Below are 12,372 nucleotides of genomic sequence, written 5' to 3'. Positions count from 1 at the left end.
CGGGGCCGCTATGGCCGGCGCGCGAGGTTGGGCGCTGCCGGGTGTTGCGCTCAATATAGCTGGACTGTGGCGCTTTGTATCGGCTGAGCTAAAAGAAAGACGTGCCGTGCAACATCATTGCCGCGGCTTCCGTTCGTCGCGTTTTTTTACACTTCGCGCACGCCGATCGACCGCCCGTCGCATACGCCGGATCTGGCGCGCGGCCTTTGCTAATCTGTACACGTCTACCGCTGATTTGAAAATGCAGCGGTGGCTCCCAGCAGTTTGCAGGTCCCGATAATCCAACGGAGCACACCATGAAAACCACTCTCTTCGGCGTTGTTGCCGCCTTGGCCTTTGCGGCCGTGCCGGCCGCCCACGCGGACGATGCCAGCGTGCAGATCAAGGGCGGCCTCAGCCGCCTTCATCTGCTGCAGGGCGACTTCGCCAACTTCAAAAACACGTATCAGTTGACCAACGGTCAGATCCTGACCTTCAGCCAGCGGATGTCGCGCTATTACACCCAGCTCGACGACGGCCAGCGCGTGGAGATCTACGCGATCGCCCCGGACAAGTTCGTCACCGCCAACGGCACCCGCTTCGAATTCAGCGACGTGGGAGAGAGCGTGGGCGTGGCCAACTTCGCCCGCCTGCCGCTGGCCAAGGCCAACGGCGAAACCATCGTCGTCGCCCACCGTTAAACACTTCGGGGCCAGGCGCCCCAACCTTTTACATATTGGAGCAATACCATGAAGACCACTCTTTTGAGCCTGGCTGTAGCCGCTGCTTTGTCCTTCGCCGCCACCGCCGGTGCGGCACCCGATGCCACCGCCACCAGTGCCGCCAGCGAAAGCGTCAAGATCAGCGCCAGCCGCTACCACATGGAGCCGCAGGAGTTCCAGGATTACCAGTCCGCGTACCACCTCAGCAATGGGGAGACGATGAGTTTCACGCGCCAGGTCGGCCGCTTCTACGCCGAGATCAAGGGGCAGCCACGGGTGGAAATCTATGCGGTGGGACCGGCGGAATTCATCACCCGCACCGGCTCGCACATGAGCTTTGCGGACGACGGCGACACGCTCACCGTCAGCAACTACGAGCGCCTGCCGATGGCGGCCAAGCTGCCGGCCAACACCACGGTGCTGGCACGGCGCTGAGCGCGCGCGGGCAGGGCCGCGCGGCACCATCACGGCCCCGTCGATCGGGGCCGTTTTTCATTGGGGAGTTTAACCGCCGCGGCGGTACAGGCGGAAGCGCTCGTCGCGGTCGGCCGGGCGGCGGCCTTCCCACAGCAGCTTCCATTGCTGGTCGCGGTAGCGGGCCGGAATCTCGCGCTCGTCGCGCAGCTTGATGCTGTCCTGGAGCAGCAGCAGGTCGCAATGATCGCCCTCGACGCCGGCGAACGGCAGCTGGGCGTAATACGCGAACGAGGCACGCTGGGCCGGGCCGACGTTGCTCTCGATGCAGCGCGCGCCGGCCGGCAGCTTGTCGGCGATCTGGCGCGCCACGCTGGCGTAGCTCTTGCTGTAATTGACGTCCGGCAGGAACAAGGTCATCAGCAAAATCCAGATCAGGATCAGGCCGCCGGACGACAGCACCACGGCGCGCCACAGCACGGCGGGCTGGCGCGAGATGCGCCAGTGGACCAGCGCGAACCAGCCGGCGGTGGCGGCCAGCGCCACCAGCAGCGCGATCCAGCCCAGCTCGGGATGGAAGCCGGGCACCAGCTTGAGCGCGTTCTTGGCGGCCTTGGCCGGCCAGCCGGTCAGCTTGGCGATCCAGAACACCCAGATCACGGCCGCGCACAAGGTCAGCGCCATCACCGAGAACCAGTCGATGGCGTTGATGGCGCCGCGCTTCATGGTCAGCAGGCCGAACGCGGCCATGATGGCCAGCGGCGGCAGCAGCACCAGCAGCTGTCCCTGCTCGGGCTGGTCGTTGAACAGCGTCAGCAGCGCGCCCATGGTGACGAAGGCCAGCGGCACCACGATGTGCAGCGCGCGGCGCTGGCGCCGCCAGGCCCACACGGCCCAGCCGGCGAACGGCCACGCCGGCCAGAAGAACCAGACGCCGACGCGGAAGAAGAATTTGAGCGAGTGCATGCCCGGCATGCCGAGCTGGTCCAGGTTCCAGGCCAGCCAGGCGTTCAGCGGCAGCTGGTGGTAGGGTTCCAGCAGTTGCGCCGGCACCAGCCACAGCGCGGCCACCGCGCCGCCGACCGCGATGGTGGCGCCCAGGTCGCGCGCCGCGCGGATGGCGGGCTGGTCGAGGAAGCGGGTGCAGGCGAACAGGGCCAGCATCAGGCACACCGGCGTGACCCAGCCGCGCGTCAGGGTCAGCAGGCCGACCGCCAGGCCGCTGAGGGCGGCGTTGCGCAGCGACGGGCCTTCCACGTAGCGCACGGTGCGGTACAGCAGCAGCGCCACCAGCGACACCTGCAGCGCCTCCGAGGTGGTCTCGTGGCTGTGCAGCAGCAGGCCCAGGCAGCCCAGGTAGATCAGCACGGCGGCGTCGGCCAGCGTGCGGCCGAAGTCGTCCGGCTCGGGCTGGCCGCCGAAGGCCAGGCGCAGCGGTTGCGCGTCCTGGCGGCGGCCCAGGTTGAAGGTGGCGTACCACAGCGACAGCACACCCAGCAGGAAGATGCCGACCGTGCCCACGCGGGCCGCCAGCACATCGCCCATCAGCCAGCCGAACAGCTTGATGCCGAGCGCGCCCAGCCAGAACGCCAGCGGGCCCTCGTCGGGCATCGACATGCCGGCGATGTTGGGCCACAGCCAGTCCTGCCAGGTGCCGTGGGCCATGGTCCACATGATGCCGAAGCTGGCGGCGTCATCGTTCTTCCACGGGTCGCGGCCGATCAGGCCAGGCAGGATGTACAACAGGCCCAGGGCGAACAGCGCCCAGCGCGGCAATGCCAGGGTAGCGGCGGCGGGAAGACGGACTGGCTTCATCGATCGGTGTGCAAGTAAGAGGTGAACGGGAGTATGCAGGAAAACCTGCGGCCGGCGAGGCCGACAAACAAAAAAAGCAGCCAGAGGCTGCTTTTTTGTTCATCGCGGCGAAAATCAGCCTTGTGCGACTTGGGTCTTCGAACCCACTGCGCCGAACTTCTGGCGGAATTTCTCAACGCGGCCAGCGGTGTCGACGATTTTGTGCTTGCCGGTGTAGAACGGGTGCGATTCAGCCGACACCTCGATCTTGACCAACGGGTATTCTTTACCGTTGTGTTCGATCTTTTCGCGGGTCTGGATGGTCGAGCGGGTGATGAATTTGAAGTCGCACGACAGGTCGTGGAACACCACTTCGCGGTAATCTGGATGGATTTCTGGTTTCATTTTGAAGCCTTCGGTTAGTTAGGTAGCCAAACAGCACTTCGTCGGTCGATACCACTTCGTGACCCGATTGCCGCTCACTTGCCAGAGTTAAAATTGATGCGATCGGGGATTATACCGGCGTTAACGCAAACAGGCAACCACGCGGGTTGCCTGTTCATCATGATTGCCGAGGGGTTAATTAACCGCCACGACGCATCATGTCGAAGAACTCACCGTTATTTTTGGTGGCCTTCATCTTGTCGAGGATGAACTCCATCGCTTCGATCTCGTCCATCGAGTACAGCAGCTTGCGCAGGATCCAGATCTTCTGCAGTTGGTCCGGCTTGATCAGCAGTTCCTCGCGGCGGGTGCCCGATTTGTTCAGGTTGATCGCCGGGTAGACGCGCTTCTCGGCCAGGCGGCGCTCCAGGTGCACCTCCATGTTGCCGGTACCCTTGAATTCCTCGTAGATCACGTCGTCCATGCGCGAGCCGGTTTCGATCAGCGCGGTGGCGATGATGGTCAGCGAGCCGCCTTCCTCGATATTGCGCGCGGCGCCGAAGAAGCGTTTCGGGCGTTGCAGCGCGTTGGCGTCCACACCGCCGGTCAGCACCTTGCCGGAGGCAGGGATCACGGTGTTGTAGGCGCGCGCCAGGCGGGTGATCGAATCCAGCAGGATGATCACGTCCTTCTTCATCTCGACCAGGCGCTTGGCTTTTTCCAGCACCATCTCGGCGACCTGCACGTGGCGGGTGGCCGGTTCGTCGAAGGTCGAGGCGACCACTTCGCCGCGCACGGAGCGCTGCATCTCGGTCACTTCCTCTGGACGTTCGTCGATCAGCAGCACGATCAGCGTGCAGTCCGGATGGTTGGCGGTGATCGCGTGCGCGATGTGCTGCAGGATCACCGACTTGCCCGATTTAGGCGACGCCACCAGCAGGCCGCGCTGGCCCTTGCCGATCGGCGCGATCAGGTCGATGATGCGGCCGGTGATGTTCTCGGTGCCGTTGATGTCACGTTCCAGGCGCAGCGGCTCGTTCGGGTGCAGCGGCGTCAGGTTCTCAAACAATATGCGGTGCTTCGAGGCTTCCGGCGATTCGCCGTTGACCTTGTCGACCTTGACCAGCGCGAAGTAGCGCTCGCCATCTTTAGGGGTACGCACCTCGCCCTCGATCGAATCGCCGGTGTGCAGGTTGAAGCGGCGGATCTGCGATGGGGAAATGTAGATGTCGTCGGTGGACGCCATGTAGCTGGCGTCTGGCGAGCGCAGGAAGCCGAAGCCGTCCGGCAGCACTTCCAGGGCGCCGTCGCCGAAGATCTGTTCACCGGATTTCGCGCGCTTTTTCAGGATCGCAAACATCAACTCCTGTTTGCGCAGACGCGCCGCGTTGTCGATATCAAGACCGATGGCCATCTCCAGCAATGCCGAGACGTGTAGGGCCTTTAATTCAGATAGATGCATATGTGTTGAGTGTCCCGTGACGGGAAAGTAAAGGTAGGGGAGGGAACTGCGTGGTTGTCTCTAAGTTATTAAACGGCGCCACGGGCGCGGCGCCGTTTTTTGCAGCGTAATACTATCGTACTTAGATATTGCTGTCGATGAAAGAGGTCAGCTGGCCTTTTGCCATTGCGCCAACCTTTTGCGCGGCTGCGACGCCGTTCTTGAACAGGATCAGGGTCGGGATGCCACGGATGCCGAACTTGGCCGGTACGGCCTGGTTGGCGTCGACGTCCATCTTGGCGATCAGGATCTTGCCGTCGTATTCCTTGGCGACTTCTTCCAGGATCGGGGCGATGCTCTTGCAAGGACCGCACCATTCGGCCCAGAAGTCGACCAGCACCGGGCGGTCGGACTTGAGCACGTCGGCGTCAAAGGAAGTGTCGGTGATGTGTTTGATATTTTCGCTCATATATTCCTCAATCGAGGTCTGTGGGATCAATAACGCCTGGGGATTATGCCATGTTGTCCGCAATCGCCGTCAACGTTGCCGGTTACAGGCAGCAGATGGTGGCCAATTGCGCGAATTCAATGTCTTGGAATGGGATGGCAACAAGGTCGGCAGGCGGGGATGGCGTAAATAATAACCCATTTTTTAAAAATGTGCGGCAGATTGTAGAAACCATCTAAACTATTTGCCATTGTTGTCCGGCGCCGGGCCCGGATGGGGCGGGCAGCGCGTGGCGGCGCGCTCCATCAGGCCGGCCAGCGTCTCGGCCGCCAGCGGCTTGGCGCAGGCGTCCAGGATCGACAGTCCCTGCGCCTCGGCCAGCCGGGCGGCGGTGCGCAGCACGGCGCCATCCACGCCCGACAACAGCACCACGCAGCCGCCGTATTGCTGCGCCGCGGCCGCGCGCAGGAAGTCGATGCCGTCCATCGCCGGCATGCTCAAATCGCAGATCAGCAGGTCGGGCGGGCGCAGCCGCAGCGCCACCAGCGCGCGCCGGCCGTCGGTCTCGGCCACCACCTCGTGCGGGCCGAGCTCGACGATCATATCGGCCAGCAGTTCCAGCATGAACTTGTCGTCATCGAGCAGCATTACCCGCATGGTGTGTCACCTGGTCTAGTTATCGTCGGCGAAAGTGGTGTTGGTCATGATTTGTTCGGTGATCTGTTCCAGCAGCACCCACAGCTGCGCCAGGATGGCCGCCGCCGCGCGTTCCGGCATGCCGTCGGCCGGCAGCTGCTCCAGCTGCAGCATCAGCTCACCCATGCCCAGCGCGCCCACCGTGCGCGCGGGCGACTTCAGGCGGTGGCCCAGCTCGCGCACCCCGGCCAGGTCGCCCTTCTGCAGCGCCCGCTCCATCTGGGCCAGGCCCTCCTGCGTGTTGTGCAGGAACTTGAAGGCGAACTTGCGCACCTTGTGCGGATGATAGCCCAGCAGCTTGGCCAGGATCGACAAATCGATCACCGCCGGATCGCCGCCCAGCGTGGCCTTGAAGGCCGGGCGCGGCGGCGCGGCCGGCGCCTCGCGCGGCGCCGCCTCGCCGCGCTCGGGCAGCCAGTTGGCGATGGTCTGGTACATCAGCGCCGGCTGGATCGGCTTGGAGATGAAGTCGTCCATGCCGGCCTCGATGCAGCGCACCCGGTCCTCGTTGGTGGCGGTGGCGGTCATGGCCAGCACCCGCATGTCGGCCAGGGCCGGGTCGGCGCGGATGCGGCGCGTGGTCTCCAGGCCGTCCATCAGCGGCATCTGCACGTCCATCAGCACGCAGTCGAAGGCGGTCTGGCGCAGCAGCTCCAGCGCCTCCATGCCGTTGGCCGCCAGGCACACCGACGAGCCGACTTCCTCCAGCATCTCCAGCGCGATCTGCTGGTTGAAGGTGTTGTCCTCGACCAGCAGGATGCGCGCGTGCTTCAAGGTCGCCATCACCGCCGCGCTGCGCGAGGAGGCCAGCAGCTCGGCGGCGGCGTCCTTGACGCGGTCGATCAGCGCCGGCAGCGTGGCGCTGGAGATGCCGAGGCGCGCGGTGAACCAGAAGGTGCTGCCCTGGCCCGGCCGGCTGCGCACGCCCACCTCGCCGCCCATCAGCTGCGCCAGCTGCTTGCAGATCGACAGGCCCAGGCCGGTGCCGCCGTACTCGCGCGTGGTCGAGGTGTCGGCCTGCTGGAACGACTGGAACAGCTTGCCGATCTCGGCCTCCGACAGGCCGATGCCGCAGTCGCTGACCTCGAAGCGCAGCAGGCAGCCGTTGGCGTCGCCCACCACCTGGCGCACCCGCACCTCGATCCGGCCCTTCTCGCTGAACTTGATGGCGTTGTTGGTGTAGTTGATCAGCACCTGGCCCAGGCGCAGCGGATCGCCGCGCAGCACCTTGGGCAGGTTGGGGTCGAGGTTGAACACCAGCTCCAGCTCGCGGCTGGCGGCCTTGGGCGCCACCACCGTGGTCAGCGTCTGGATCACGTGGTCGAGCGCGAAGTCGACCTGCTCGATCTCCAGCTTGCCCGCCTCGATCTTGGAGATGTCGAGGATGTCGTCGATGATGCCCAGCAGGTGCTCGCCGGCGAAGCGAATCTTTTCCAGGTAGTCGCGCTGGCGCGGATCGAGGTCGGTCTTGAGCGCCAGGTAGGCCATGCCGATCACGCCGTTCATCGGTGTGCGGATCTCGTGGCTCATGTTGGCCAGGAACTGGCCCTTGGTCTGGCTGGCCTCCTCGGCCAGCATGCGCGCCTGGTTCAGCTCCTCGGTGCGGATCGCCACCCGCTCCTCCAGGTGCTCGTTCAGCTCGCGCAGCTGGTCCTCGCCGCGCTTGCGGTCGGTGATGTCGGTCAGGCTGGCCACCACCAGCGGCACCACGCCGCGCTCGTCGGGAATGGGCTCGGCGTTCACCGACAGCCAGTGCACCTCGCCGTTGGACTGGCTCACGCCCATCACCACGTCGCGCACCGACACGCCGGTGACGATGGCCTGCTGCACCGGATGGCTGGCGGCATCGAACGGCGTGCCGTCCTCGCGCACGCCGCGCCACAGCATGCCGCCGTCCACCGCCAGCGAGTGCGCCAGCATGCGCGCGGCGGCTGCGTTGCTCTCCAGGATGCGGCCGTCGCCGTCGATCATCACCAGGCCGTTGGTGACGGCGTTGAAGATCGACGCCAGCCGCTGGCTGGAGCTGCGCAGCGCGCTGTCGGCGGCGCGCCGCGCGGTGATGTCGGTCAGCATGGCCAGCGTGCCGGCGTAGTGGCCGGCGTCGGAATTGATCACGGTGGTCGACAGCAGGCACCACACCACGGCGCCATCGCGCCGGCGGAAGCAGACATCGCCCTGGCAGGCCTCGCCGGCCAGGCGGCGCTGCAGGTGCTGCTTGAGCAGGGCCTGGCCGTCGTCGTCCATGAAGTCGGTCATGGCGCGGCCCATCATCTGCTCGATGTCGTAGTCCAGCATGCGCGCCATGGTGGGGTTGACCAGGCTGGTGCGGTCGTCGGCGCCGGTCATCCAGATGCCCTCGGCGGCGGTCTGCACGATCAGGCGGTAGCGCTCGGAGCTGGCGTGCAGCGCCTCCTCGGCGCGCTGGCGCTGGGTCATGTCGCGCAGCGTCACCACCACCAGCTCCTGCCCGCCCAGCATCACCGGCGCGATGTGCACCATCGCCGGGAAGCTGACGCCATCGGCGCGGATCGCGCTCAGCACCCGGCCTGGCAGGTTGGGGCGCGAGAACAGCTCGCGCGCGCGGCCGGTGCTGCGCATGGCCTCCGGCGCCAGCTGCTCGACCGAGCAGCCGGCCATCGTGCCCTCGTAGCCGAAGCTGCGCGCGCAGGCCGGGTTGGCGTAGCGTACCCGCCCGCTCTTGTCGGCGATCAGCATGGCGCCCGGCGTGGCGTCGATCACCGCGCACAGGCGCGCCTCCTCGGCGGCGGCGCGCTCGCTGATGTCGGCCATGGTGCCGGTGGCGCGCAGCGGCCGGCCGGCGGCGTCGCGCTCGACGATCATGCCGCGCGCCAGCACCCAGATCCAGCCGCCGTCGCGGGTGCGCATGCGGTGCTCGCTGACGATCTGGTTGTTCAGGTCCGTGGTGCTGGCCAGGTGGTCCTGGATGCTGCGCTCGACGCGCGCCTGGTCGTCCGGATGCACGTGGTCCAGCCACTGCTCCAGCGTCGGCGCGAACTCGCCGTCGCCGTAGCCCAGCAGCGCGCCGTAGCGCGGCGACAGCGTCAGCGTGCCGGTGTCGAGCCGCCATTCCCACATGCCCTCGCCGGTGCTGTCGAGCGCACCGCTGGCGCGGCGCTCGGCGTCGCCCAGTTCCGCGCGCGCCGCCCGCAGCGCCGCCGCCTGTCGCCGCAATTGCCACAGCGCGGCCGCCGTCAGCAGCAGCACCAGCGCGGCCGCCAGCGGGCCGGCGTAGCGCGCCAGGCGGTCGCCGGGCTGCGGCTGGTACAGGAAACCGTCCAGCTTGAAGTCGGCTGGCAGCATGCCCTGCTCGATGTAGGTGCGGGCGATGGCGCGCCAGCGTTCGGGATTGCTGTAGCCCAGCTGGATCAGGCCCTGCTCCAGCAGCGGCGCGATGTGCTGGGCCTCGTACATCAGGTGTTCGCGGCTGTGGCGCTCGGGGTAGCGGGCCCGTATCAGGTCGGCGATCTCGCCCTGGTGCGCCATCGCGTAGCGCCAGCCGCGCAGCGTGGCCTCGCGCAGCGCCTGCGCGCGCATCGGATGCTCGCGCAGTTCGCTCTCGGTGGTGTACAGCGTGTCGCCGTAAAAATCGTCGCCCAGCATGCGCGCCGACAGCAGCTCGTAGCCGACGTTGCTGCGTTCGAGCAGGTAGGGCGCCTCGGTCATGTAGACCGACATGGCGTCGACCCGGCCTTCGAGCAGGTCGTCGGTGTTGTAGCTGTGCGGGACTTGCGTCAGGCTGTCGGGCCGCACGCCGTACTTCTTGAGCAGGATGAGCAGCTCCTCGTTGTTCGGCGCCAGCATCAGGCGCGAACCGGCCCAGGCGCGGGCCTTGCCGCCGGCGTCGTGGCGCACCAGCAGCGCGCTGGCCGAGTGCTGGAAGATCGAGGCCAGCGCCACCACCGGCTGGCCGTGCCCGCGCGCCACCAGCAGCGAGGTGTTGCCGACGCCGTACTGGGCGCGGCCCTCCAGCACCGACAGGGTGGGATCGACGCCGGGGCGGGCCTCGATCAGCGTGACATCGAGGCCGGCGTCGCGGTAATAGCCCTGGTCCTGGGCCGCGTAGTAGCCGGCGAACTGGAACTGGTGCATCCACTTGAGCTGGATGCTGACCTTCTCGGCCGCCAGCGCCCCATGCGCGCCGCACGTCAGCACGAGCGCAACCGCCGTCAGGGCGCGTGGCAGACGGCGCCAGAAGAGGGTCCGGCCGGACCTGGGACGGCGGTGCGACAAAAGCTTCCCTTTCAATCCGCAAGGCTGGAATTTATGCTGTAGCCGGGCAACTATAGCATCGAAGAATGGGGCTTAGTCGAGAAAGTTGTAAGCGCTGGCAACCCGCGCGGCCTACTGCGCGAAGCTGCCGGCGAACTGGTAGCGGTGGCCCGGATGCCACATGGTGGCGATGGACGCGACCTGGCCGTTGGAGCGGGTCTGGCGCTTGAGCACCAGGCAGGCCTGTTTGGTGTCGATGGCCAGCATGTCGGCGATGTCGCGCGGCGCGGCCAGCGCCTCGATGCTGTAGGTGGCGCCTTGCAGCGGCGCGGCCTTCATCAGGTATTCGTTGGGGGTGATGGTGGAGTAGTCCTGCTCCATGTAATCCGGCGCGCACAGCGGATTGGCCCAGCGGTCCTCGACCTGGATCGGCACGCCGTTCTCGAAGTGCACGATCACCGAATGGAACAGCGGGTGGCCGGCCGGCAGGTCGAACTGCTTGGCCATCAACTCGCTGGCCTTGACGCGCTCGAGCTGCTGCAGGCTGCTGCGGTGGGCGTGGCCGCGCGCGCGGATCTCGTCGGCGATGGATTTGATCTCCAGCAGCGTGGCCTGGTACTTCTGCTGTGCGACGTAGGTGCCGGAACCCTGGCGGCGGGTGAGGATCTGGTCGGCGGTGAGTTCGCGCACGGCGCGGTTGACGGTCATGCGGGAGACGCCGAACTGCTTGACCAGCGCCTGTTCGGACGGGATCACGTCGCCTTCCTTCCAGGTGCCGGCGGCGATCTGCGCCACCAGGTAGTCCTTGATGCGCTGGAATATGGGGGTGCTCTCTGGCAGGGCTGCTTCGTCGTCCAAACGTTTTCTCCGGGGCGCGCGCCTGGGTGGCGGCAAGCGGACATTTTAGCATCGCGTGCTTGTCCGACGTACAATCTGCAATTCAAAAGCAAGAGCCGGAGTGCGTCGCCGCGCGGCGCTGGATAGGATGGTGGCATTCCTTATCCAATCATGGAGTCCGAGATGGGCAAGACCGCAAACAAAGAATTGATCCAGGCCGCCTACCAGGGCGACGAGCAGCGCTGGGCCGCCGTGACGCAGCGCGACGCCGGCGCCGATGGCGTGTTCTGGTACTCGGTGCGCAGCACCGGGGTGTATTGCCGTCCGTCGTGCGGCGCGCGGCCGGCGCTGCGCAAGAACGTGGCCTTCCACGACAGCCGCGAGGCGGCCGAGCAGGCGGGCTTCCGTCCTTGCCTGCGCTGCAAGCCGGACCTGCCGCCGCTGGCCGAGCGCCAGGCCGCCATCGTGGCCCAGGCCTGCCGCCTGATCGACACGGCCGCCGCCGACGACGGCGCCGCGCCGGACCTCGACAGCCTGGCGGCGGCGGTGGGCGTGAGCCGTTTTCACTTCCATCGCATGTTCAAGGCGGTGACGGGAATTACGCCCAAGGCCTACGCCAACGCCCAGCGGGCGCGCCGCGTGCAGGTTGGGTTGGCGCAGCAGGCCACGGTGACGGATGCGATGTACGCGGCCGGCTTCAATTCCAGCGGACGGTTTTATGCGCAGTCGCCGGCGGTGCTGGGCATGACGCCGGGCGCTTTCCGGGCCGGCGGGCGTGGCGCGCGGATCCGCTTCGCCATCGGCGCCTGTTCGCTGGGCGCGATCCTGGTGGCCAGCACGGAGCAGGGCATCTGCGCGATTTTGATGGACGACGATCCCGATGTGCTGGTGCGCGACCTGCAGGACCGCTTCCCCAAGGCGGAGCTGATCGGCGCGGAGCCGGAGTATGAGCAGGTGGTGTCGCGCGTGGTTGGCATGGTGGAGCGGCCGGAGCTTGGCCTCGACTTGCCGCTCGATGTGCGCGGCACAGCCTTCCAGCAGCGCGTGTGGCAGGTGCTGCGCGGGATACCGGCCGGGCGCACGGTCAGTTATGCCGAGTTGGCGGAGCTGGTCGGTTCGCCGAAGGGCGCGCGGGCGGTGGCGGGGGCTTGCGCGGCCAATGCGCTGGCGGTGGCGATACCGTGCCATCGCGTGGTGCGCAATGATGGGTCGATCTCCGGCTATCGCTGGGGCGTGGACCGCAAGGCCGCGCTGCTGGACCGGGAGGCGGTCAAATGAAGAATGGCGAATTCGATTTCGGCGGAGGCGCGGCCGAGCGCAAGCCGCGCAAGACGCCGCCGGTGAGCGTGGCGCCACCCGCACCGGCCGCGCCGCCGGCTGGCAGCGCTGCCCCGGCGGGCGCGAACGCCGCCGCATCGGCCGCGTCT

At 66.8% G+C, this 12,372-nt stretch carries 10 protein-coding genes; 3 read left to right on the top strand and 7 right to left on the bottom strand.

Features of this window, described 5'->3' with window-relative positions; translation table 11 throughout:
• Positions 1-296: 296 nt before the first annotated feature.
• Entirely contained in the window at positions 297-680 is a 384-nt protein-coding gene (locus tag ACUJB0_RS22415) for a gel scht (RefSeq protein ID WP_444847154.1), read from the top strand.
• A 48-nt stretch (positions 681-728) separates the two neighbouring features.
• Complete coding sequence (locus tag ACUJB0_RS22410; protein ID WP_444847153.1) at positions 729-1,136, top strand: hypothetical protein; 408 nt, start codon at positions 729-731, stop codon at positions 1,134-1,136.
• Between the two features lie 69 nt (positions 1,137-1,205).
• On the opposite strand, the gene ACUJB0_RS22405 is transcribed toward ACUJB0_RS22410, so the two are convergent.
• From ACUJB0_RS22405 to hutC, 7 genes are all read right to left on the bottom strand, one after another.
• A complete protein-coding gene (locus tag ACUJB0_RS22405; RefSeq protein ID WP_444847152.1) occupies positions 1,206-2,930 on the bottom strand; it encodes an ArnT family glycosyltransferase in 1,725 nt (574 codons plus the stop codon).
• 114 nt (positions 2,931-3,044) lie between these two features.
• Positions 3,045-3,314: a type B 50S ribosomal protein L31 gene (locus tag ACUJB0_RS22400; protein WP_117013937.1), complete on the bottom strand. Its 270-nt coding sequence runs from the start codon at positions 3,312-3,314 to the stop codon at positions 3,045-3,047.
• 178 nt (positions 3,315-3,492) lie between these two features.
• Positions 3,493-4,755, bottom strand: coding sequence for a transcription termination factor Rho (rho, locus tag ACUJB0_RS22395; protein WP_116991848.1), 1,263 nt, complete (start codon positions 4,753-4,755; stop codon positions 3,493-3,495).
• A gap of 121 nt (positions 4,756-4,876) precedes the next feature.
• Complete coding sequence (gene trxA / locus ACUJB0_RS22390) at positions 4,877-5,203, bottom strand: thioredoxin TrxA (protein WP_008452390.1); 327 nt, start codon at positions 5,201-5,203, stop codon at positions 4,877-4,879.
• Between the two features lie 219 nt (positions 5,204-5,422).
• Entirely contained in the window at positions 5,423-5,839 is a 417-nt protein-coding gene (locus tag ACUJB0_RS22385) for a response regulator (RefSeq protein WP_444847151.1), read from the bottom strand.
• 15 nt (positions 5,840-5,854) lie between these two features.
• Positions 5,855-10,129 (bottom strand): PAS domain S-box protein, encoded by a 4,275-nt coding sequence (locus ACUJB0_RS22380; RefSeq protein ID WP_444847150.1) that lies wholly within the window; start codon positions 10,127-10,129, stop codon positions 5,855-5,857.
• 111 nt (positions 10,130-10,240) lie between these two features.
• Positions 10,241-11,002, bottom strand: coding sequence for a histidine utilization transcriptional repressor HutC (gene hutC, locus ACUJB0_RS22375; RefSeq protein ID WP_444847149.1), 762 nt, complete (start codon positions 11,000-11,002; stop codon positions 10,241-10,243).
• Between the two features lie 114 nt (positions 11,003-11,116).
• Between hutC and ada the strand changes: the two genes are divergently transcribed.
• The gene (ada, locus tag ACUJB0_RS22370) at positions 11,117-12,223 is read left to right on the top strand and encodes a bifunctional DNA-binding transcriptional regulator/O6-methylguanine-DNA methyltransferase Ada (protein WP_444847148.1); all 1,107 of its coding nucleotides are present in this window, start codon (positions 11,117-11,119) and stop codon (positions 12,221-12,223) included.
• Positions 12,224-12,372 lie beyond the last annotated feature (149 nt).

Origin of the sequence: Duganella caerulea (assembly GCF_040362985.1) — a bacterium.
GTDB lineage: Bacteria > Pseudomonadota > Gammaproteobacteria > Burkholderiales > Burkholderiaceae_D > Rugamonas > Rugamonas vulcania.
The sequence above is the reverse complement of the archived record's forward strand: the minus strand, read 5'-3'. Positions and strand labels throughout refer to the sequence as shown.

Excerpts from the sequence above, each read along its gene's own strand:
- ACUJB0_RS22405 (WP_444847152.1), bottom strand. The coding sequence starts at position 2,930 with ATGAAGCCAGTCCGTCTTCCCGCCGCCGCTACCCTGGCATTGCCGCGC.
- ada (WP_444847148.1), top strand. The coding sequence starts at position 11,117 with ATGGAGTCCGAGATGGGCAAGACCGCAAACAAAGAATTGATCCAGGCC.
- ACUJB0_RS22415 (WP_444847154.1), top strand. The coding sequence starts at position 297 with ATGAAAACCACTCTCTTCGGCGTTGTTGCCGCCTTGGCCTTTGCGGCC.
- ACUJB0_RS22400 (WP_117013937.1), bottom strand. The coding sequence starts at position 3,314 with ATGAAACCAGAAATCCATCCAGATTACCGCGAAGTGGTGTTCCACGAC.
- ACUJB0_RS22410 (WP_444847153.1), top strand. The coding sequence starts at position 729 with ATGAAGACCACTCTTTTGAGCCTGGCTGTAGCCGCTGCTTTGTCCTTC.
- trxA (WP_008452390.1), bottom strand. The coding sequence starts at position 5,203 with ATGAGCGAAAATATCAAACACATCACCGACACTTCCTTTGACGCCGAC.
- ACUJB0_RS22385 (WP_444847151.1), bottom strand. The coding sequence starts at position 5,839 with ATGCGGGTAATGCTGCTCGATGACGACAAGTTCATGCTGGAACTGCTG.
- rho (WP_116991848.1), bottom strand. The coding sequence starts at position 4,755 with ATGCATCTATCTGAATTAAAGGCCCTACACGTCTCGGCATTGCTGGAG.